The organism is Nocardia thailandica NBRC 100428 (assembly GCF_000308795.1).
Classification (GTDB): domain Bacteria; phylum Actinomycetota; class Actinomycetes; order Mycobacteriales; family Mycobacteriaceae; genus Nocardia; species Nocardia thailandica.
Genome location: NZ_BAGK01000071.1, coordinates 64,179 through 85,844, shown reverse-complemented (window position 1 = coordinate 85,844; position 21,666 = coordinate 64,179). Strand labels below are relative to the sequence as shown.

Annotated in this window: 20 protein-coding genes and 1 pseudogene; 16 read left to right on the top strand and 5 right to left on the bottom strand. The window is 68.5% G+C overall.

What is annotated here, in order from left to right; all coding sequences use genetic code 11:
• Positions 1 to 3: 3 nt before the first annotated feature.
• The 5 genes from ON36_RS07955 to ON36_RS34610 all read left to right on the top strand — a co-directional run bounded on the left by ON36_RS07955 (position 4) and on the right by ON36_RS34610 (position 7,219).
• Positions 4 to 2,244, top strand: a complete 2,241-nt coding sequence (locus tag ON36_RS07955; RefSeq protein ID WP_043649690.1) for a 3'-5' exonuclease — start codon at positions 4 to 6, stop codon at positions 2,242 to 2,244.
• Between the two features lie 180 nt (positions 2,245 to 2,424).
• Positions 2,425 to 2,766 carry a hypothetical protein gene (locus ON36_RS07950; protein ID WP_043649687.1) on the top strand — a complete coding sequence of 114 codons (342 nt, stop codon included), beginning with the start codon at positions 2,425 to 2,427 and terminating at the stop codon, positions 2,764 to 2,766.
• Between the two features lie 258 nt (positions 2,767 to 3,024).
• Complete coding sequence (locus tag ON36_RS07945; RefSeq protein WP_052313743.1) at positions 3,025 to 5,442, top strand: ATP-binding protein; 2,418 nt, start codon at positions 3,025 to 3,027, stop codon at positions 5,440 to 5,442.
• Positions 5,427 to 5,849: a hypothetical protein gene (locus tag ON36_RS07940; RefSeq protein ID WP_052313742.1), complete on the top strand. Its 423-nt coding sequence runs from the start codon at positions 5,427 to 5,429 to the stop codon at positions 5,847 to 5,849. The genes ON36_RS07945 and ON36_RS07940 overlap by 16 nt, the downstream gene beginning before the upstream one ends.
• Positions 5,834 to 7,219 carry a hypothetical protein gene (locus ON36_RS34610; protein ID WP_043649684.1) on the top strand — a complete coding sequence of 462 codons (1,386 nt, stop codon included), beginning with the start codon at positions 5,834 to 5,836 and terminating at the stop codon, positions 7,217 to 7,219. The genes ON36_RS07940 and ON36_RS34610 overlap by 16 nt, the downstream gene beginning before the upstream one ends.
• 362 nt (positions 7,220 to 7,581) lie before the next feature.
• Here ON36_RS34610 and ON36_RS07930 read toward each other — a convergent pair whose 3' ends face one another.
• Both ON36_RS07930 and ON36_RS36560 read right to left on the bottom strand, forming a co-directional pair.
• Positions 7,582 to 8,973, bottom strand: a complete 1,392-nt coding sequence (locus ON36_RS07930) for a hypothetical protein (RefSeq protein ID WP_174377547.1) — start codon at positions 8,971 to 8,973, stop codon at positions 7,582 to 7,584.
• A complete protein-coding gene (locus ON36_RS36560) occupies positions 8,945 to 9,349 on the bottom strand; it encodes a hypothetical protein (protein ID WP_281004834.1) in 405 nt (134 codons plus the stop codon). Before ON36_RS36560 ends, ON36_RS07930 begins: the two co-directional genes overlap by 29 nt.
• 94 nt (positions 9,350 to 9,443) lie before the next feature.
• Between ON36_RS36560 and ON36_RS36555 the strand changes: the two genes are divergently transcribed.
• The 3 genes from ON36_RS36555 (at position 9,444) to ON36_RS07920 (ending at position 11,307) form a co-directional block, all read left to right on the top strand.
• Entirely contained in the window at positions 9,444 to 9,995 is a 552-nt protein-coding gene (locus tag ON36_RS36555) for a hypothetical protein (protein ID WP_281004833.1), read from the top strand.
• A gap of 161 nt (positions 9,996 to 10,156) precedes the next feature.
• Positions 10,157 to 10,531, top strand: a complete 375-nt coding sequence (locus tag ON36_RS35785; protein WP_218001176.1) for a TerD family protein — start codon at positions 10,157 to 10,159, stop codon at positions 10,529 to 10,531.
• Positions 10,528 to 11,307, top strand: coding sequence for a TerD family protein (locus ON36_RS07920; protein WP_218001177.1), 780 nt, complete (start codon positions 10,528 to 10,530; stop codon positions 11,305 to 11,307). Before ON36_RS35785 ends, ON36_RS07920 begins: the two co-directional genes overlap by 4 nt.
• A gap of 89 nt (positions 11,308 to 11,396) precedes the next feature.
• Here the strand turns inward: ON36_RS07920 and ON36_RS07915 are convergent, their stop codons facing one another.
• Complete coding sequence (locus ON36_RS07915; protein WP_043649682.1) at positions 11,397 to 13,343, bottom strand: N-6 DNA methylase; 1,947 nt, start codon at positions 13,341 to 13,343, stop codon at positions 11,397 to 11,399.
• Positions 13,344 to 13,649: 306 nt separating this feature from the next.
• Here ON36_RS07915 and ON36_RS07910 point away from each other — a divergent pair, with 306 nt between their 5' ends.
• From ON36_RS07910 to ON36_RS07885, 7 genes and pseudogenes are all read left to right on the top strand, one after another.
• The gene (locus ON36_RS07910) at positions 13,650 to 14,135 is read left to right on the top strand and encodes a hypothetical protein (RefSeq protein ID WP_157224813.1); all 486 of its coding nucleotides are present in this window, start codon (positions 13,650 to 13,652) and stop codon (positions 14,133 to 14,135) included.
• Between the two features lie 237 nt (positions 14,136 to 14,372).
• Positions 14,373 to 14,951, top strand: a complete 579-nt coding sequence (locus ON36_RS07905; RefSeq protein WP_043649676.1) for an exonuclease domain-containing protein — start codon at positions 14,373 to 14,375, stop codon at positions 14,949 to 14,951.
• 50 nt (positions 14,952 to 15,001) lie between these two features.
• Positions 15,002 to 15,580, top strand: coding sequence for a DUF4352 domain-containing protein (locus ON36_RS07900; protein WP_083884984.1), 579 nt, complete (start codon positions 15,002 to 15,004; stop codon positions 15,578 to 15,580).
• A 55-nt stretch (positions 15,581 to 15,635) separates the two neighbouring features.
• Entirely contained in the window at positions 15,636 to 15,896 is a 261-nt protein-coding gene (locus ON36_RS32620) for a hypothetical protein (RefSeq protein WP_052313740.1), read from the top strand.
• A gap of 30 nt (positions 15,897 to 15,926) precedes the next feature.
• A pseudogene (locus ON36_RS32615) lies at positions 15,927 to 16,295 on the top strand (DUF4352 domain-containing protein); the annotation flags it as partial.
• 145 nt (positions 16,296 to 16,440) lie between these two features.
• Positions 16,441 to 18,378, top strand: coding sequence for a TerD family protein (locus ON36_RS07890; RefSeq protein WP_043649673.1), 1,938 nt, complete (start codon positions 16,441 to 16,443; stop codon positions 18,376 to 18,378).
• Between the two features lie 70 nt (positions 18,379 to 18,448).
• Complete coding sequence (locus ON36_RS07885) at positions 18,449 to 18,754, top strand: hypothetical protein (RefSeq protein ID WP_043649757.1); 306 nt, start codon at positions 18,449 to 18,451, stop codon at positions 18,752 to 18,754.
• A 1-nt stretch (position 18,755) separates the two neighbouring features.
• Here ON36_RS07885 and ON36_RS07880 read toward each other — a convergent pair whose 3' ends face one another.
• On the bottom strand, positions 18,756 to 18,989 hold the full coding sequence (locus ON36_RS07880; RefSeq protein WP_043649671.1) for a hypothetical protein: 234 nt from the start codon (positions 18,987 to 18,989) through the stop codon (positions 18,756 to 18,758).
• Between the two features lie 1,088 nt (positions 18,990 to 20,077).
• On the opposite strand from ON36_RS07880, the gene ON36_RS07870 reads away from it, so the two are divergent.
• Positions 20,078 to 20,935 carry a D-alanyl-D-alanine carboxypeptidase family protein gene (locus ON36_RS07870; protein WP_245557981.1) on the top strand — a complete coding sequence of 286 codons (858 nt, stop codon included), beginning with the start codon at positions 20,078 to 20,080 and terminating at the stop codon, positions 20,933 to 20,935.
• A gap of 4 nt (positions 20,936 to 20,939) precedes the next feature.
• On the opposite strand, the gene ON36_RS07865 is transcribed toward ON36_RS07870, so the two are convergent.
• Positions 20,940 to 21,557 (bottom strand): VldE C-terminal domain-containing protein, encoded by a 618-nt coding sequence (locus tag ON36_RS07865; protein ID WP_043649754.1) that lies wholly within the window; start codon positions 21,555 to 21,557, stop codon positions 20,940 to 20,942.
• Positions 21,558 to 21,666: the final 109 nt, after the last annotated feature.

The following is a 21,666-nucleotide window of genomic DNA, read 5'->3' as shown; positions in this document are numbered from 1 at the left end:
CTCGTGGCCAACCTGGTACTGGCGAACGACATGTCGCTGCCGAAGATCGACGGCTCGATCAAGGACAAGGTCTACGAGTTCTTCAACAAGCTACGCGCCGACGATACCGCGCCGGGACTGCACATCGAGCCACTGCGCGGGGCCGCGGACGCGCGTGTTCGAACCGGCCGGGTCGACCTGAACTATCGCGCCGTCATGTTCCGCGTCGACGACCGCTTCGGCGAGCGGACCTACATCTATCTCGGGACCTGGAAGCACGACGTCGCCAACGGCATCGCCGAGAAGACCACCTTGCGCGTCAACCCGATCAATGGCGTACTGGAAGGCATCGTCAGCCGTGACGACCACCGGCGGGCCACTCCACGTTCCCGCCGGACTGCCGGACCGGCCGTCCTCGCCGGCTATCTCGCCGGAGTCGGATACACCATCGAACACCTGACCACCCAGCTCGGTCTCGACCCGGATCTGGCGGCCGAGGTGCTCGCGGCCGACGACCAGGACGGCGTGTTCGCCGTCGCCCAGACAACCGATATCGCCTGGCAGCAGAACGCGATTCTCGAACTGGCCGTGGGCCGTTCGATCGACGACATCTGCGCCGACCTCGAGAGCGACACCGCGCCGGACGCGACGGTCGACGACGACTCCGCGATCCTCGCGGCCCTGTCCCATCCGGCCAGCCGGATGCAGTTCACCCTGGTCGATACCGACGACGAGCTGCGGCGAGTACTCGAGGGCGGCGACTTCGCCGCCTGGCGCACCTTCCTGCACCCCAGCCAGCGCCGCTTCGCAGAGCAGTCCCAGCGCGGCGCTTTCCGGTTGTCCGGCGGCGCAGGAACCGGAAAAACCATCGTGGCGCTGCACCGTGCACGATATCTCGCCCGCCGGAATCCGGACGCGCGCATCGTGCTGACCACGTTCAACAAGACGCTCGCCCGGGGGCTTCGCGACAGCCTGATCGCACTGGACCCCGACGTGCGGCTGGCCGCCGAACCCGGCCGGCCGGGCGTCTATGTCGGCGGTATCGATCGGCTCGCCGCCGCCGTGTTGCGGGAACCCGCCGATATCGGCCGTGCTTTCGAGCAGGTCTTCGGTCCGGGTACCTCCGTGCGCCGGACCCGCACCGTCTCGCCCGATCTGGGATGGGCCGATGCCGTCGCGGCAGCGGATCGCGTCCTGGACCCACGCCTCACCCAGCCACAGTTCCTGACCACCGAGTACGTCAGCGTCGTACTCGGTAACCGGGTGACCACCGAAGCGGACTATCTGCGGGTACCGCGCGCCGGGCGCGGCGTCCGGCTGACCCGACCGCAACGGATCGCGCTGTGGCAGATCTTTTCCCGGTTCCGCGCACTGCACCGGGCGGCTGGACAGGTGAGTTTCCCCGAGGTGCTCGCGCTCGCTGCGGCCGATCTGCGCTGGCGGGCCGAAACCTCCGGAGCGCGCCTCGCCGACCATGTGATCGTCGACGAGGCACAGGATCTGCACGCCGCCCATTGGACCCTGCTGCGCGAGCTTGTCGGCGAGGGCCCCGATGATCTGTTCATCGCCGAGGACTCTCACCAGCGGATATACGGGCAGCCTGTGGTGCTGAGCAGGCTGGGGATCAATATCCGTGGCGGCCGGTCGGCCAAACTCACCTTCAACTACCGGACCACGGCCCAGAATCTGCGTTTCGCCATCGGCATACTCGACGACGCGACTTATCGCGATCTCGAGCAAGGGCCCGAGTCCACCGCCGGCTACACCTCGGCCCGGCTCGGCCCGGTGCCGAAACCGATTCGCTGCAGTTCCGGCGAGGCCGAACTCCGGGTCATCGCCGACCAGCTCACGACCTGGCTGGACGAGGACGGAATCGCACCCGGCGACATCGCGGTGCTGACCCGAGACACCACTCAGCGGAACTTTCTCGCCCGGGCCCTGACGGAGCGCGGAGTGGACGCGGAAGTCCTCGACGAATCGCTCCCGACCGGCGACCACGTACAGGTGCTGACCATGCACCGGTCCAAAGGGATGGAGTTCCGCTGCGTCGTGCTGGCCGGTGTCGACGACGAGCACGTACCGTCCCGGTACCAGCTACGCGGTGTGCCCGCCGAGGAACGCGAAGAAGCCGAACTGCGCGAACGTTCCCTGCTCTACGTCGCGGCCAGCCGTGCACGAGACCAGCTCGTGGTCACCTGGCACGGGCAGGCATCACCACTACTCGCACCATCGCTGGACCGAGATCCACTCTCGCCTTCCATCTAAAACAGTCAAGCGATCAAAAGACGCTTGACAATGTTTTCGCGAACCTGCAAGCTGTAAGCACCTTCCCGGGCCGCGATCAGCAGTCACCACCATCCCTACACCCGCCGCTTCCTTCGCTCGCGGCGGCGCGGCACCCGATAGGCACTCGACTCTCAACATCCCTCCAGCACAGGAGTTTTCATGCTCAAGACGACGATCGCCACGCTGACCTGTTCCGCACTGATCGCCCTCGGTGGACCTGCGACCACGGAGCCGACGCCGACCGCCGAAACTCCCGTGGCGTCCTCCGCGGCAGCGATCCTCATCAGCGTCGACGAGACCGGGCAACCGGTGTCCATGTGCATGATGCCAGGCGACACCCTGGAACTGCGCGCAGGCATCGGCGCCGCGATCGGTGCATTCGCCGGTCTGCCGATCTTCATCATCGGCGCGGTTCCCGGCGCGCTCATCGGCGCCGGGTTCGGCGCGCTGTCGTGGTGGATCGCCGACCAGCAGCGTCACCGCATCCCCGGTCCCTGCTGAGCCGAGCACACCGGACCAGCGGTCGCGGACCGCGCTTGCCTGACGATCGCCGAGGCCACGACGAGACACCCGGACCAGGGCGAGCCCACCGTCGATCGGGTGCCGCGCACGCCACTGGATCCGTAACCAGCGGTACTCGATACGCAGTGGCCGAGTCCACGCCCACCGGGGAAACCCCGGCTGAAATCGGGCGGCTCACGACGGGCGCGTCTCGGCCTCGCCATGTTCAAGGCCTTCACACGATCAGGGGGATCGTAGATGCACGAATCGTTCTCTGGCACCATCACGACCGACTCGTCCGCACGGCGTCTCACCGACCTCGTCACCACGGCGCTCGCCGCCGACCCGGCACTCCCGGCAGCGGTGACCGACACCGTCCTGGCGGCCTTCCCGGACAGCTCCGGCCCGGCGCTGAGCGCCGACGGCGACGCGCTGACCGGAATGTTCATCCGATCCATCACCGTCAACGGCTTCCGCGGCATCGGGAAACAGGCCCGGTTGCCCATCCAGCCTTCGCTCGGCTTGACCTTGGTGGTCGGCCGGAACGGTTGCGGCAAATCGAGTTTCGCCGAGGCGGCGGAGCTGGCCCTCACCGGCGACAACAAGCGCTGGGCAGGCAAGTCCAAGATCTGGCGCGACGGCTGGCGCAACCTGCACGACGGCGCGAACCCGCGCATCGCGGTCGAACTGCAGACCGAATGCGCGGACAACCCGCTGACGATCACCGGGAGCTGGGACCGGACAAGCGATCTCGACGACGGCGTATGGACAGCCCAGCGCACAGCGGGTGGCCCGGCGCCGCTGGACCGGTCCCAGTTCGCTCGATCGCTCGAGCTGTTCCGCCCGTTCCTGTCCTACAGCGAACTGGGTTCCCTCATCGACGGGACGCCCAGTGGTATGTACGACGCGCTGCACAGTCTGCTCGGCCTGGACGACCTCACGACCGCGCTGGCGACCCTGCAGCGCAGGCGCCTCGACCTCGACAAGGCGATCAAAGAGATCAAACGTGGTAAAGACACCTTGCTCGCCGAACTGTCGGTCGTCGACGACGAACGCGCACGCGTGGTCGAGAGTCTTCTCCGAGCACGCCGGGTCGATGTCGAGGCGCTGTCGCGTGCTGTGCTCGGCGCCGAACAGCCGTCCGGTGCCCCCGCGTCCCTGTCCGCGGTGACCAGCATCGAACTGCCGACGGACACGGCTGTCGATACTGCGGTCACGGCACTCACCTCCGCGACGACCCGCCTGCTCGGGGCGGCGACCACCGACGCGGAGCTCGGTTCGCGGCTGCTCGAGATCCTCACGTTGGCGACCACCTTCGCCGATGGGCCCGACTGCCGGTGCCCGGTCTGCGGGGTCGGTGAACTCGACGAGCAGTGGCAGGCGCACACCCAGCACAAGATCGCCGGCATCCGCGCGCGGACCACTGAACTCACCGACGCACAGAAGCAGCACGAGCGGGCGACAGCCGCGATTCGCCAGCTGATCCGGCCGGTTCCGGCCGTTCTCGCGGACTGCCCGATCGACGCGACCGACACCATCGCCGCGTGGCAGGAGTGGACCGAACTCGCGACCATCGAACCGGCGGCACTGGCCGCTCAACTCCCTGTGCGATACCGCCGGCTGCGCGCGGCACTGACCGCCCTGCAGGAGAGCGCCCGCACCGAACTCGCCCGGCTCGACGACGTGTGGTCGCCGCTCGCCCGCCAGATCGCGACCTGGGTCGACGCAGCAGTCACCCATGCCGGCGCCGCCGACGAACTGAAAACCGTAAAAGCCGCCGAGACCTGGCTCAAGGATGCCGCCGTGTCCTTGCGCAACGAGCGCATGCGGCCGTTGACCGAACTGTCGCAACAGGTCTGGACCACGCTGCGCCAGCAGAGCAACGTCGAACTCGGTGACATCGTGCTGCAGGGTACGGACCGCACTCGCCGCGTCGACCTCGACGTCGCCGTCGACGGTGTCGCGGGCGCGGCCCTGGGGGTCATGAGCCAGGGCGAGTTGCACGCACTCGGTCTGTCGCTGTTCCTGCCTCGCGCGACCGCCGAACAGAGCCCGTTCCGCTTCCTGATGATCGACGACCCGGTGCAGTCGATGGACCCGGCGAAGGTCGACGGCCTGGCGCGGGTACTCGCAGACGTCGCGCGCGCCCGGCAGGTCATCGTGTTCACCCACGACCTTCGCCTGCCGGAAGCCGTGCGGCGCTTGCAGATTCCGGCGACCGTGCTCGACGTGCAGCGCCGCGAGCGGTCCGTCGTCGAGGTCCGGGTGTCGATCGACCCAGTCCGCCGCTACATCGACGACGCCCGCGCGCTGACCCTCACCCGCAATCTGCCGCGCCAGGAAGCCGACGAGATGATCGCCCTGTGCTGCAGGCTCGCGATCGAATCAGCGGCCACCACGAAGGTCAGGCGGGTCCTCGGCGAGCACGGCTTCCGGCAGGCCGACATCACCGAGCAACTCGGCAAGGCCGAACGCACGGTGCAGAAACTGGCACTGGCGCTGTTTCTCGACCGGACCAGAGAAGCCGACGTCGCCGCGCATCTCGACAGAGAACTCGCGCCGTGGGCCTCCGACGTCCTCACCACGTGCAACCGCGGCGCTCACGGCTGCAGCAAGGACGAACTCGGCGACCTGGTCAACCGCGCGGAGAGGATCGCCACATGGGTCAATCGCTGAACACCGTCCACTCCCGCCTGCGCACCGCCGACCGGCTGATCACCGACGCGAGTTCCGATGTCGGCGGGATGTGGCCGAGAGCCGCGGCCTGGATGCTGCGGATCGCGATGGAACAGGCCATCCGTGAACTGTGGCGCGCGGTGTCTCCACAGATGAGTCGCGTGACGGTCCGAGCCCAGCTGCTCGTGTTGCCGAAGTACCTCGGCGAGGAGGCCGCGGCCGAAGCACGACTGCTGTGGTCGGAGCTGTCGAGCACCGCCCACCACAACGACTTCGCGCTGGCCCCCGCCGTTCAGGAACTGCGGCGGTGGCAGGAAGCGGCGCACCGGATGGCCGTGGCTGTCGATGCGGCTATCACCGCGGGGCAGCAGGAGCGCGATAGGTTGTCACCATGGTCTACGTCGTAGCTGTCAGTGCCACAGAGCTTTTGCGTTCACAGCGTGACCTCAGGAACACACAGCGGCTCACGAAGGCGTACCAGAAATCCGACGTCTTGCACACCGACCCATCGCGGATGGTGATCGTTGTCGAAGAAGACAGCAACTCGGGCACCCGCAGACTGGCATGGCTCGGCGTCGCCGCTCACCGAGGGGTGTCCGGGGCGTTCGACGGAAATATCACGATCGATCCCTTGCGGGAGGTCCTGGAGACCGTTCTCTTCAGCGGACCGACAGGTATCTCCGCACGTTTGCCATCGTCGATTCGGGAAGAGTTCGATCTGGCATGCAGAGTTGGCAGCGTCAGAACTGTCATGTCCCATGTGTGGGCACCGATCGAACGCGAACTTGTGCGGTCTCACCCTGAACTTCGCAGTCTGGTGAATTGGATCGGTGCGATCGCGAACCCGCCGAACCTCGCCGAGGGAAGCCCCGCCGACGCCTATTGGCAGGAAGAACGAGACGCGCTCGGCACGGTCGTTCGCATCGCAGGCATCCAACCGACTCGCATCGCCGCTTGGCGCCGACCGTCATCGACGAATGACCCCTACTTGAGCGGGCTGATCCCTGATCCCGTCGAGGCGAGTGCCATCGACCACGACACCCGCGCGCTGATGAGCGACGACCTCTTCTCCGAATGGACCCGGTCGACGTCGACGAGGTGCGATATCCAGGTGTTCACCGACCAGCGCGGCCGCACCATCGAGATCGCCAACGTGAACGCGACCCCGGTCGAGGCACGCCTAGGCACCGACTTGATCTACTACCACGAGCCGACCGCCAGCTTCACTCTCGTGCAGTACAAACGCCTCGATCCCCGGAGCAAAACCGTCTCTGTCGATGATCGGCTGATGAGCCAGCTGGCACGGCTCGAAGAGATCGGTCGAATGGGGAAGACACCGAAGCAACCAGATGATTGGCGACTGGGCACCGACCCGTGCTTCGTCAAACTCGCCTACTGGTCACCCGGAGCGAATATCCGACCTGATGCGCTCGTGCCGGGAATGTACATGCCGGTCTCCTATGTCCGGCTGTTGCTGAATCACGAGTCGACACTGAGTGGCCGGACCCGCAGCAACGGTGCTGCAGGACGGGTACTCGGCTACGGCCGAGTCGACCGCCATCTGACCAGCACCCAATTCATCGACCTCGTCAAGAACGGTCTGGTCGGTACCGTGGGTGTCACCAGAGAGCAGCTACGGGATCTCGTCTCGGCCAGGTTGAGCGACCAGCACAGTGCGATGGTCGCCGTGGACTCCGGCCAATCGGCGGGCGAGCGTCAGAAGCAGAACCGGAGTCGTTCTCGACGAGAACCCTTGGCCCATCGCCTAGTGCGATGACAACGTGGGCGTCGGAGGAAGCGATAGTCCGAAAACTGGTGTCCGTCGACTTCCCAGTGCACAGCAGTTCAGGGCACAAGTCGATCACACGCCGGCCATCGCTACCTGGAGTCGGCTCACCGACTCAGCAACATCTGCGGGTCGCCGGTGGTGCGGCTGCTGCGGAGATGGCGGACGGTGAACTGCCGGTCGCGGGCGAGGTCTCCGCGGCGCGGGGCAACGTGGCCGGCTTCATCACCCTGTGGGTGGAGGCCGGACTGCTCTGCGCGATCGTGTAGCCGAAAGCTTCGCCGCATCAGGTCGTACGCGTCGGCCGCAGGTAAGGCTCCGTACCTGCCACATGGACAGGTGTGAGAGCAGTGTCAGGGTAGACGACCGTTGTTCGGCGAGAAGGCCCGTTCGAGCAGCTCGAGATAGACCGACATGCTCGCGGTCAACCTGTCGACGAGCGACTGGTATTCGGCGGTGAGGTGTTCGTCGAGCGCGCGCTGTTCGGCCAGGTAGCGCTCGATCAGCGCGGCTTCTCGCTTGGTCAGCGACGAGGCGACGGCCTTGTACATCACGGTGCCGACCGTTGTGCCGATGACGACACCGAGGATCGGGACGGGGATGGCCGTCTGGCCGATGAAGGAGGACAGCGCGCGGATCGCGGCGTCCAGGTCGAGGAGTTCGGCGTTCTCGATGAAGGCGAGTTCGTCGATTTCGCTGCGGCGCAGTTTGTTCGCTTGCTCGGCGATGCCGAAGGAGGTGGTGACGATCGAGCCGGCGACGGATGCGGAGGTGGCGGTGAAGTTCGTGAGTGCGTAGACGCTCAGGCCTCGAATGCCGCCTTTGCCGAATCCGGCGCCGGTCGTGCCTGCGATATCGAGCCAGTCCTGGCTACTGAATTCTCTGAGTCGCTTGCCTTCTCGGCGCCTGGCGACGACGGCCAGGACGAACGCGGTGTCTGCCGCGGTCCCGGCGGCTGTCAGCGCGGCGGTGCTTCCCTCGTGCAGCGTCGGGCGGCTTTCCCGGTGGGCGTCATCGCGCAGCGCGCGGTCGGTGGTGCGGAGAGAGTCTTGTTCGGCCGCCATGGTCGCGGCGTAGACCTCGCGCTGTACGTCGTTGTACTCGAGGGCCGACGCTTCGAGTGATTCGAAGCCGACCGACCCGTCCTGGAAGAAGGTCTGGACTCGCTGCCAGTCCCGGAGAGATGGTCCGTCGCCGCTGCGGGAGAGCTGGGTGCTCGCCTGTTCGTGGGTGAGGACACGGAGCCGCTGGATCACGTCGTAGTGATCGCGGGGGATCTGGTATCGCCCTCCGTTGCGCACGTAGTCGGGATACTTCTGGAGATGGTCGGTGATCGCGCCGAGGGAGAAGCGGCCGCCCGCGGCGACGAATTTCTGCTGGATCTCGACGTTTCCGCGCACGAGGTCTGCGGCTTTGTTGTCGTTGATCCAGCGGTGGACCGGCTCGTGGCCGAGGACCTGCTGGCGGGCGTTGCCGATCCCTACTTCGGCGATCTCGGCGATGAAGCCGTGCATGCCGTGCCGGCCACCGCGGTTGGCGGCGACCACCTCGACGTCGATTCTTCTGACGGCTTCATCGATTTCGGCGAGTGCGTCCCGCAGGTGCCCGTCCTGCCTGCCGAGCGTGTTCAGCAGATTGTCCACGCGGATCTGGTTGAGGTAGCTCGCCCAGGATGCGACGGCTTGCTCCTGGGCGTTGGTGACGAGGTCGGCTGGGTCAGGCACTCTCGGTGTCCTGTTCGACACGCACGCTGAGCATGGCCGCGCACGACTTCGTGTTGTTCACCAAGGCCGCCAGGGTCGACCGCTCGGCAGGGGTGAGCGCCTGGAAGTCGGCGCGGAAGTGCACCAGGGCTTCGCCGTAGCTGCGCACCAGTCCCTCGCGAATCGCGGTCGTCCGCCGAAGGAGGTCCTGAATCTGCGCGTCCATGCCTCGCACGAGCGCGGTGTTCCGCTTGATCGCGGACAGTGCTTCGTTCTTCGCCTCCCGATTCTCGAACTTCTTCTTCGCGAACAGGGCGATCGAGGCGAGCAGGGTCGCGCCCGCGATCGTCCAGCCGATCGGGCCCGCGAGGGCCAGCAGCGTCGTGCCTGCCGCGGTGCCGCCACCACCGGCGGCCACCGCGCCGCCGCCGAGCCACGCCAGTGCGGCCTGGCTCGTCGTCGCCCCGGACAGGGTCGAGATCGCGGTGCCGGTCGACGCTGTCCCGAAGGTGGTGGCGACCCAGATCGCCGCGGACGGCGCCAGGCCCGCGACCGCGGTGCCCGCCGCGAATCCGGCACCGGCGCCCGCCGCCGACAGCCGCGCGGCTTCCAGCTCGTTCCGGGGCGAAGTCCTCGGCGTTCAGAAACCGCTGCCGGTGGACCTCGATGTCGTCGAAGTCGGTGTCGAAGGATTTCGGGGTGTTGGCGATGCTGTTCACCAACTGCTCGACCAGTTCGATCACGTCGGTCGAACGTTCGCGCTGACGCAACAAGGACAGGCCCCGGTCCGCCATCGCGGTGAACGCGCCGTTGTAGTCGGCGACGGCGACGTCGTAGGGGTCCGGCTGTTTGGCGGTCAGCTTCGCGACTCTGCCCCGGGCAGCCTGCCGGACGGTGCCGACCTGCCCGGCGAACTGCGTGGACGCGGTTCGCGCGGCCTTGCCGAGGCCGTCGACCGTCCGCCCGATGCCCTCCTTGGCTTTGCCGACGTCGAGTTCGACAGTGCCGACATCGAGCTGTTCTGCCATCGCGTCCTCCAAGATCATTGCGGCTCAACAATGTAGCGGACGCAGTTGCTCTGGGGTGACGAACTGCGACGGCCGGTCCCCCACTGGCGTACTCCGAACCGGAGACGGGGCCATTCGGTCGCTCAGGACGATGCCGCGCATCGGATCACTGTGGTTCGATCGATCCGGAACGGTCCAACCGCGCGGGAAGGCGAGCTGTGGAGTTGAGCAAGGGGCCGAACGCGCCGATCCCGGTGGGGGAAATGCTGGTCGCCGTGCAGGCGCCGGTGGCTGCGGACATCGCCGCGGTGCTGGTGACCGCGGCGGGAAAAGTGCGTTCCGACAGCGATTTCGTGTTCTACAACCAGCCGGTCGCGCCGGGGGTGGAGGTGCGGCCGCCGGATGCGATCCGCGTGGTCACCGGGGCGGTGCCCGCGGAGATCGAGAAGGTCGTGGTGACGGTCAGCCTCGATGGGTCCGGGCCTGCGAACTGGGGGCTGGTGGGGCCGTTCCGGATCGTGGTCAATGCCGCCGGTACCGGGGAGAGTCTGGCCGTCTTCGTGCCCACGGGCTCGGGACGGAGACCGCGTTGATCGCCTGTGAGCTGTATCGGCGGCGGGGGGCGTGGAAGGTGCGGGCGGTCGGGCAGGGGTATGTGCAGGGACTGGCCGGTATCGCCACCGATTTCGGTATCTCGGTGGACGACGATCCGGAGGGCCGCTCGGCCGATGGCGCGGTCGAGGGTTTCCAGGCCGATCCGCTCGCGGCGCCGACGGACACATCGTCCACGCCGGACGCCTCCGCCCGGCACGGCGCACCCGATCACCCCGCCCACCCGACGGAACAACCGGCTCGGTTCGGGACCCCGACCATCGACCTGAGCAAAGGCCGGGTGGTGTTGCGCAAGAAGCAAACCGTCTCGCTCACCACACGGGACGCGCCGCCGCTGAGCCGGGTGCGGATGGGGCTCGGCTGGGATCCCGCCGTTCACGGTCACAACATCGATTTGGACGCGTCGGTGATCGCTTATGACGCGCGGGGCAAGAAGCTGATCAATGTCTGGTTCATGCGGCAGCAGGCGTTCGGTGGGGCGGTCCGGCATTCCGGGGACAACCTGACCGGCCACGGCGAGGGTGACGACGAGGTGATCAGTGTCGATCTGCCCGCGCTGCCCGGCGAGGTCCACGCGCTGGTGTTCACCGTGAACTCGTTCGCCGGGCACAAGTTCAACCAGGTCGGCCGGGCCTACTGCCGGCTCGTCGACGACGTCGGCGGCGCGGAACTGGTGCGGTTCGAGTTGTCCAGGGCGAACCGACCACCGGGGTGTTCCTGTGCATGCTCACCCGGGCGCCGCACGGCTGGAACATGACGGCGCTGGGTGAGTACGCGAAGGGGGCCACGGTGCGCAAAATGGTGGATCCGGGGAAGCGGTTCGTTCTGGCGAGCAGATGAGGGCGGCTACCGGTCGACGGGTGGTTCGATCGCCCCTGCGGTGAGCCCGGTGCCGATCAGTTCGGCGGCCTGCTGAGCCGCTTCGGCGGTGCGGGCCGCGGCTACGCGCAGAAGGTGGAGGCGGCGGAAGGCGCTCGCGTAGGGCTTCTGCTGCTCGTACTTCAGAATGGGGATGCGCAGGCGGGTGGGGTCGATGCGGATCGTGGTGGAGCCGAACATGGCGGCGGAGTTGTCGGGGCTGCCGATGAAGCCGGCGAAGAACCACGGGTCCATGCGGGTGGGGTCCGTGCGGAAGACGATCACGCCCGCGCCGACGGCGGCGCCGATGTCGGGGCCCTCGGCTACCCGGGCGCCGGGAGCGGCACCGTGGTCGTCGCGGAAACGGGAGACCAGGACGTCGCCTTCCTGGATGGATTCCGCCGAGGTGGGCACACCGGGGGCGGTGAGCCCGGAGGGGCCGCGGCCGGAGAGCAGATCACGACCGGAGAGTACGGGGCGCTGGGCAGCGTCCGGGCCGGGTTCCATCGGGGTCAGCGGAACGAGGCGAACCGCGCCACCGCGCTCCAGATCGCCGACGGTGGCGGTGCGTAACGGGGTGTTGTTGCCCGGCGACCACTGTTCCACCGTCGCCGCGACGTCCCGCAGTTCGGCCAGGTGACCACCCAGGAGCTCGATGGCGGCGTGCGCGGAGGAGGCGACGCTGTCGGGGTCGACGGCGGCACGAACCCGGCGTGCCGGGGTGAGGTCGATGTCGTCGTCGAGGACGTCCATCACCCGCACGACCGCGGTGAAGCCGGCGAGTGTGGCGGCCTCGATGTCACCGTGATCGAACGCCCGCCAGGCGTCGGTGACGCGTTCGGCGAGCACCGGCCAATCCGAGGGCACGCCCAGCGATTCGGTGAGCCGGGTGCTGTCGGTGAACAGGATGTGTTCGGAGGTGCTCGACTGGTCGGGCCTGTGCAGGACCCAGATCTGCAGGCCGATCTGCCGGGGGGTCGAGGCTCCCGGTGGTAGTGCGATGACGGCGCGGAGGGCGCCGGCGCGCAGGAGTTCCATGCGGATGCGACGGCCGGAGGTGCGGGACGCGACGGCGGGTGGCAACAACAGCACCGCGGTACCGCCAGGGTTCAGATGCGCCAGGGCGTGCTGGACCCACGCCAGTTCCGATTCACCACGCGGGGGCACCGAGTACTCCCAGCGCAGATCGAGGGCGAGGCGGTCGGCGCCCCAGTCACGTTGCGCGTAGGGAGGATTGGACAGGACCGCGTCGAAGTGTTGGCCGGGGAAGGCGTCGGCGAGCAGGCTGTCACCGGTGCGTATGTCCACCGTCGCGGCCGGTAGTTCGGTGGTGAGCAAGGTGCCGGTGCGGGCGGCCTGCACGGGTAGGACGTCCTGTCCGGCCAGCGTGGTGGCGCCGACACGGGCGGCCTCGGTGAGCAGAGTGCCGCTGCCGCAGGCGGGATCGAGAACGGTCCGTGGTTTCGGGGCGGACGCGGCGGCGAGGAGGTCGGCCATCAGCGCGGCGACGGGCGGTTCGGTGGGGTAGATGCCGGTGCTCGGCACGGCGTCGAAACCGCGTTCGGCCAGGACGTCGAGGGTCGCTTTCAGGCCGGTCGCGGCGACCGCGGCACCGATGGCCGAGTGAACGGCGGTGTCGGAGGGGATCTCGGGGCCACCGGCGAGTTCCATCAGGGCCGGGACTGTCGCGGGATCGACGTCGGACCGGAGCACGGCGCGCAGTCGCTGGACCGGCGAGTCGGCAGCCTGGACGCCGTGACCGCGCAGCCAGTCCCGGACTTCGCCGAGGTCGAACAGGGGCCGCGATTCGGTGCCGCCGGTCACGGGGGCGGGAAAGTCGGGATGCCTGCGGCGCCAGTTGCTGACCGTCGCGCGCGTGACGCCGGCCAGCCGGGCGATCTCCGCCGCGGCGACCGTGGGCACTGAGTCCGACATGAGCCTCCTCTCGACCGGCCACCTTCCGGTGGGGTCGTCAACGCAAAGGTAACACGTCAACTAGTTGACGATGTTTTCATACATTCCCGCTGTTCACGGGCCGAAACCTCCCACCGTGCGAGTGAAAACAATGTCAATTGCTTGACGCTTGGACATCGGTGATGTTAGCTTCATGTCATCGCGAGGGCAGCCGCTCCCACCAGCACCGCGGGAACCGAAAGAGTGCGCCCCCAACAGATCTGCATCGACATCCGGCCGTGTTCGGTCGCGGTCCGTCGTGTCTTCACCCACCCGGAAGGAGAGCGCATGTCCACCCACCGACACCTCCGCCACCGTCGGCGCCGTGCCGGCGGGCCACGGTCGCTGTCCCTCCGCCACGGTGCCGACCTGCGTACCCGGCAGATCCCGATTCCGGCGACGCGATGCTTCTACGGCAAACGCCGCTACTTCACCCGCTCCGACGCCGAACTCGTCCTGACGGGACTCGTCGGGCGGGGGCCGCGGCGCCGGGAGAAGCGCAGCTACCTGTGCCCGGCCTGCCACGGCTGGCATCTGACGAGCTCGACGCTCGAGCAGTACCGCGCGTCGCAGGCGGTGCCCGAACGGCGCAGCACCCCGGCGCGCGCGCCGATCCGGCTCGACGTGCCGCCGCGAACCGGGCCCGTGCCGACACCGGCCGAGGTCGCCCGGCGACGGGGCGTTCGCGTCACCGCGCCTGCCGCATCGCCGGATCGGTCGATCCGGGCACGGGTGCGCGCCTTCGTTCGGCGCATCATGCGCCGCTCGCACTGAGCCACCCCGAACCTTCGCCGAACAGAGCCCTGTCACGGCGCGATACCCCATGCCCGCCACCGGATCCCGACACGACTTGGAGACTTCCATGATCCGCACGCCACCCCCGACGGGGCTCGCCACACACGAACAGAGTGCCGATCGCTCCTCGAAAGCGGAAGCGCCGCCGATGTTCTCGCGGCGCTCCGCGATGTCGAGCCGGTATCCGGTTGCCCTGGACGCGCCGGGGGCGATGCGATGACGCTCTCGTTCGCGGCCTTCGATGTCGAAACGGCGAATCCGGCGCGCGGCAGCATCTGCTCGGTCGGGATCGCGATCGTTCGGAACGCGGTGCTCGTGCAGACAGCGTCCCTCCTGTGCAGGCCACCCGCCGCGGTAGGGAGTTTCGCCCCGTTCAACGTCCGGATCCACCGCATCACCCCCGCCGTGGTGGTCGGCGAACCGACCTTCGCGCAACGGCTGCTCGAGATCCGGGCGCTGGTGGGCGACCTGCCGGTGGTCGCGCACAACGCGTCGTTCGACATGAACAACCTGACCCGCGCCTGCGAGTTCAGCGGCGTACCGCTCCCCCGCTGGACGTATGGGTGCTCGCTGGGCTGGGCCAAACGGCAGTTGGTGCTGACCGACTACAAGCTCGGCACCGTCGCCGCGGCACTGGGCGTGCGGCTGGACCGCCACCACGAAGCCGGCGCGGACGCGGCGGCCGCCGCGGAGGTGACCGTCGCGCTGGCCCGGCTAGCCCGGGTGGGCACCGTCGAGGACCTCGCCCGGGTGAATGGCAGGCCGCTCAACCTGCTGGGTGGCGTGCGCGGCTGAGCCGCACTCGACCACGAACCGACTTTCCCTTCTTTTCTCGAGGAGCAATGATGACCAACCCCCAGTACCCCGCACTGCGCCATCCGCAGATGCCCTACCCGCCGCGCCGGAAGAAGGTGTGGCCGTGGGCGCTCGGCGCGGTGCTCGCGGTGATCCTGTTGATGTTCGGCGGGTGCGTAGCACTGATCGGCGGAGCGGCCGACGAGGTCGCCAAGGCCGAGGAGAAGCGCACGACCGCGGCACCCGCCGGGTCCGAAGTGCGCGACGGCAAGTTCGCGTTCGTCGTCACCGGGGTCGAGGCGCCGGTGGACGTGGTTGGCACGAATAAGTTCCTGGAGAAACGGGCACAGGGCGAGTACGTCCAGGTGCACATCGAGGTCACCAATGTGGGCAACCGGGCGCAGCACTACTTCGGCGACAACCAGAAGCTGATCGACGGGCAGGGCCGCGAGTTCGCCAACGACACCAGCGCGGAACTCAATGTGAACGACCATCTCATCGCCGAGATCAATCCGGGCAACAAGCTGTCGATCACGCTTGTCTTCGACGTGCCGAAAGGCACGGCAGCTGCCGCGGTCGAGTTCCACGACTCGGCGTTCTCCGGCGGCGCGCGGGTCGCACTGCAGTAACCGACACCCGGCGGCGGGACTCTGATTTCGCCGCCGCGGACCGCGGAGCCGAACAATGACCGTGCCGCCCCACTATCCGCCACAGCCGCCGTTCCACGACCATCCGGGCAGGTATCCGCAGCGACCGCCCCACAAGAAGACCAACGCCCTCGTTCTGTGGGTCGCGGGCGGCAGTGTCGGCATGTGCCTGCTCTGGCTCACCGTGCTCGGCGCGGGCGTGTCGGACTCGGCCAACCGAGTCGCCGCGAGCAGCACGTCCCGTGTCGCGCCCGTGGGGCCGGGCGCACCGGCGAAGACGACGCCGAAACCTGCGTAGAACCAACCCGCATCCGCGGGGACCGCGGTCCGGGACGGGAAGTTCGAGTTCCGCGTCACCGCGGTCGAACAAGGCGCGACCGTGCTCGGGCACGGATTCTGGTCCGAACACGCGACCGGCGAATTCGTGGTGGTCCGCGTGCGGATCAACGCTATCGGCAGCGAGGCACGCACCTTCCACAGCGGCAACCAGTACCCATTCGACGACCGGAACCGCAAGTTCGACAGCAGCTTCGGCGCGAACATGGCGCTGTCCGACGACGTCGGCTTCACCGAGCTCAACCCGGGGCTGAGCGTGTCAACCGTGGTCGTGTTCGATGTGCCCCCGGACACAACGCCTGCGGTCCTACGGTTCCACGACTCGTCGTTCTCGGGCGGAGCGAGTGTCTTCGCGCGATAGCCGAGTAGTGGTCCATGTAACACCGACCGCCGATTGATCGACAACATGCATTGCCGTGCAAGCGCGGCGGGATCCGGGTGGTGGGGACGGCGGCACCGGTCCGGGAGGTCGTGGTTCGCGCCGTGTTTTCCGAGAAGGGGTGTCTGTGTCGTCAGTGTTGTCCAAGGGTCAGAACGTCGCGCTGCCGGGGGAGGTCGAGCGGATCGACGTGGTGCTCGGGTGGACCGAGCCGCAGGTGGAGGTCGATGCGTCGGCGCTGTTGCTTGGGGTCGATCGGCGGGTGCGGTGCGACGCGGACTTCGTGTTCTACAACCAGCCCGAATCCACCGACGGATCGGTGCGGTTCCTCGGCACCAGCGTGACGGAGGAGGGCGCGCAGGCCCGGGTCACGATCGAGCTCGGCGCGGTCGACGCGGCAGTGGAGACGGTGGCGCTCGTGGGCAGTCTCGGGTCGGGCACGTTCGGCGAGCTGGGCAAACTGAGCCTGCATGTGGTCGACGGGGCCGGGCAGTCGGTCGCCGAGTACCTGACCGCGGACGCGACCACGGAGTCGGCGTTCGTGTTCGGCGAGGTGTACCGGCGCGACGGCGGGTGGAAGGTCCGGGCGGTCGGCCAAGGCTGGGACACCGGTTTGGCCGGTGTGGCAACGGCTTTCGGCGTCGAAATCGACGACGAACCGGAGCGCACCGCCGAGCCAGCGTCGCCGGAGCCGGTGCCCACCGAGCAGCCGACGGCCGGTCGGGGCGTCCGGACGAGCAAGCCGAAGCCGCGGCGGGCCAAGCCGATGGAGTTCAAGCAGGCCGAGGCCGAATCCTGGCAGCGGGCACGGCTGTTCTCCGTGGTCGGCGTCGGGGCAGGCGAGGAGCAGGAACGGCGCGCGACCTCGGCGCTGGTGGCCACCATGCAGGCCGTGCGGCCGTTCGCACGGGCGATCTGCGCGCGGATGGGTGCACCCGCAGGGGCCTTCGAGGGCTACGTGGAGGTGCAGTACGAGCGGGCCGACGCCAAGGTCATTCCGGACGCGGTGCTCAAGGTCAGCCGGGGTAGCAAGCAGTGGACCGGGCTGCTCGAGGTGAAGACCGGGAACGGGAAGCTGCGCAAGGACCAGCTGGAGAGTTACCTCGATGTGGCGCGGCGCCGGAAGTACGACACGGTGGTCAGCCTGTCCAACGACATCCCCGCCGGGCCGGGCGAACTGCCGGTGCAGGTGGATCGCCGCAAGCTGACCAAGGTCGCGCTCCGGCACCTGTCCTGGGCCGAGGTCACCCACGAGGCGCGGATGTTGCTGTCGCACGGGGATATCGAGGATCCGCTGCAGGCGTGGATCCTGAGCGAGTTCCTCCGGTATCTCGACCATCCGAGGTCCGGCGCGGCGGAGTTCGTCGACATGGGACGGCACTGGGTCGCCGTCCGCGACGCCGTGACGACGGGGACACTGCGCGCGGGTGACCAGAAGGCGCTCGCGGTGGCCGAGACCTGGGTGGCGTTGAGCAGGCATCTGGCGTTGCGGCTGACCGCGGAGCTGGGCGTCGAGGTCCGGCACGTGCTGGCGAGGAAGCACCGGGCGGACCGGGACTCCCGCAACGCGGCGGTGGCGGAGCGGCTCGCCGCGGACGGGGTGTTCGAGGCGGTACTCCGGGTTCCGGAGACCGCGGGCGATCTCACGGTAATGGCCGATATCCGCACCAACAAGGTGCGGTGCCGGACCACCGTCGCCGCGCCGGACGAGGGCACCGCGGCCCGACGGGTGTCGTGGCTGGTCAAGCAGCTCGCCGACGCGCCGGGCGCCGTGCAGGTCGAGGCGGTCTTCTCGGAACGGGGGAACGAGGCGTGTGAACTGCTGGACACCGTGCGCGCGAATCCGAAGTCGCTGGTCGAGGGGCGTGCCGGCGCGATCGTGTCGTTCACGCTGGAGCAGAGCTTCCCCATGGGGAGCAGGCGGTCGGGCACGGCTGCCAGTTTCATCAGCAGCGTCACGGCGGCGGTGGACGGCTTCTACGGGGCGGTCGTGCAGCCGATGCGGGAATGGGTGCCCGCCGCGCCGAAGCAGGCCGAGGGAGTTCGAGTCGTTACAGGAGAGTAGGCGGCCCGGCCCTTCCCCCACCGCCCCGTTTGCGGGACAATTGCTCGATGCGTCGATGATCGGAGCGGTGATGAGGAAGGGTGTGGCCCGGTCGCTCGGCTGTGTCGCTGTCGCCTGGGCGGTCGTCTGCCCAGGGGTGGCCGCCGCCGATCCGGTGACCGATTTCTTGTGCAACAGCGGTTCCGCGCAGTTCTGCCCGAAACCCCAGGGGGAGTCGAAGTGCCATCCTTCGTATGACCCGTGCGTGCCTTATGCGCCGGATGTGGATTGCGCGGGTGGCGGGGGCGACGGGCCGGCCTATACGGGCCGGGTGCGGGTGATCGGGCCCGACGAATACGGGCTCGATCGCGACGGTGACGGTATCGGCTGCGAGTGAGTCAGTCCTTGAAGCAGGTGGCGGCGATGCGCCAGAAGGCCGGTTCGGGGAGGGCGCGCAGGTCCCAGTCGCCGGTCTGGTCGTGGGCGGCGGTGACGATGAGGTCGATGTCGAAGTCGTGCTGGGTGGCGGCGCCGGTGCGTTCCACCCGGTCGATGACGAATTGTGTTGCGGTTTCGCGGGAGTGGAGGTCGCGCGGGGTGCGCTTCCAGCCGAGGATCGATCGCTGAGTCATGTCGGTGCTCCTCCGCCGGGCCGTGGGCCGCGGTGGCTGTCGGGCCCGCGGCGGCCGCATCGGCGTCCTGTTTTCTGTCGCGCTCTTGCGCAGAAGTCTAGGTTCGTCACGGATCGGCGCTGCGGTTTCGCTCGACAGAAATCCCCCTGTGATGTTGACGGCGGGGGCGGCGCTTCCCGGGCGCGATTTCGGGCGAAAGTTGCTCTTCCATAGCTGATTACGCGAACTCCACTATTCGCCGAGTGGACGGTACCCGGGTGAGACGTCGGCCCTCGGCCGGGCACGACGAACTCGGCCGAGTCGGTGGAAATATCCGGTGAGGTCGAGTCGTGAGGCTTCGCGCTACAGGCGGGAAGTCCTCCGGGGAGCAGAGCAGCGCGGCGGCGCGGCGGTCGACAGCCGTTCGTCACTCGCCTCGGCGCGGGCATTAGCGGGTCGGGTGCTGGGTCCGTCGAGTACCCGGCGGAATGGGCTGCCGAGACGGAACCGGACGAAATCTCTTGTCGACCGAAGATGTCCGATGACGGAATCACCGGTGGGCGTGTCGTCGGTCTCGGCCCGCGCCCAACCACGCATGTTCGCGCCTGCGAACCCGTCGGGGCGCGGGTCCGAGGCGAGACCTAGGCGCGGCGCGCGCGGCCGAGCGTTCCGGGTTCGAAGCGCGGGCAGTACGGACTACCGCAGCGCGGCCGAAAGGCGGATCGTCATCCTGCCGGCCTATGACGACGTCGGGGTCGCGATAGACCTACCGGTGGCGATCCCGGCGACGATGGCCGACCGGCCGCCGATGCGGCGGCGTAGGGACACGGCGAATCGGAGCTGATGGCCGCGCGTCCGGCACGGAATCGCCGCGCGCAGCCCTGCGTGGGACTGATCGACATCCAGGACGGGTGTCCGGGCCAGGTCGGCAGAGGCCACGAGCTGCCGACGGTCCCCGCCGGAGCGGAGGCGTCATCGAACCCGGCCCGCGACGACGACACCCGCGTCCCGACGTGGCAATACCGCCGAACCGCGCGACCCCGGGTCAGAATGTGCCGATGCGCACCTTTGCCAGAGTGTTGCACGCGGCCTTCGCTGGGGCTTTGGTCATGGCGATGGGTCAGGGCGTGGCGGTCGCGGGGCCGACCGGGAGTGCCGAGGGGCTGTGGCCCGCGGCGGGACCGGTCGATCTCCAGGCGCCGGGGGCGGCCCTCGCGGACGGCATCACCGGGACGGTGGTGTGGTCGCGCGAGGCGCACCGGCCGCTGCCGATCGCCAGCATCACCAAGGTGATGACGGCCGTGGTGGTGATCGACAGCGGCGACCTCGAACGGCCGGTGACCGTGCCCGCCGAGGCGGTCGGGTACTGCGCGGAGCACAACGGGAGCACCGCGGGCCTGGCCCCCGGGGAGGTGCTGACCGCGCGGGAGGTGCTCTACGCGCTGCTGCTGCCGTCGGGGTGCGACGCGGCCTACGCGCTGGCCGAGTCGTTCGGGCCGGGGCAGGCGGGGTTCATCGCGAAGATGAACGACACCGCGGCGCGGATGGGGCTCGCCGGGACGCAGTTCACCGATCCGAGCGGCCTGCCCAACCCCACCGACGATTCGACCCATTCGACGCCGGCGGACCTGGTGTCCCTCGGCGCGAAGGCGATGTGGCGGCCGGTGTTCCGTGACATCGTCGCCGCGCGGGATCACTTCGTGCCCGCCGGGCCGGGGAACCGCGAGCACCACTGGGAGACGACGAACCGGCTGCTGGGCGACTACCCGGGCGCGATCGGCATGAAGACCGGGAACACGAACGCGGCCGGTCACTGCCTGCTGTTCGCGACGGTCCGGGCCGGGATCCCGCTGGTCGGCGTGGTCTTGCACAGCTCGGACACGAGCAGCGCCGTTGCCAAGGACGACGCCGTGCGGCTGCTGGAGTGGGCCTACGGGCCGATCCTGCACGTGCTGCCGATCGGCTGAGCCCTCAGCAGTTGAGGCTGATGTCGGTCGCGGAGGCGTCGAACGACACGTGCACGTGGTCGTAGTGGTTCTGGGTCGGGCTGCCCCGGTCCTCCATCATCGACCAGCCGCTGCCGTCGTTGTAGCGCTGCTGCCAGATGACGTAGCTGACGCCGAAACGCTGCTGGTTGGCGAGCACGAACTCGGCGATGGCGTTGCCGACGCCGGCGTTCGGGGTCATGAGGTCGAGCGCGAGGCCGGCGCCGTGATCACCGTCGAAGCGCCCGTTCGCGCCGCCGATGTCGGCCAGGCCGAACATCTTCTGCAGGAAGTGGCCGACCTGCGCGACGTGCGGGCGGGTGCCCTTGAACTCGGTGCCGCACGGGAGCAGCGCCTTCAGCGCCGACATCTCGGCCTCGGCGGGGTCCACCTGCGGCGGCTGCGGCTCGTCGTGCGGGGCGGAGATCACGTCGAGGTCGACGGCGGCCGGGGTGGGGGCCTGCACGGCGCCGACGGTCTGGACCTCCGGGCTGCTCGGCTTGAGCGTCATCAGCAGCATGGAGGGCAGCGTCGCCGCGACACCCCAGACGGCGACAGGCTTCCAGGGCTTGTTGGTCGCCGTGGTGCGATGTTGTCCAGGCACTGTGTCGATCACCAGCTACTCTCGAAATCAAGGTCTCCGCTACATTACGAAATGGTCGCGGAAATGTCACGCTCCCGACTCGGGGCGAGCACGATCGCACCAGTATCGC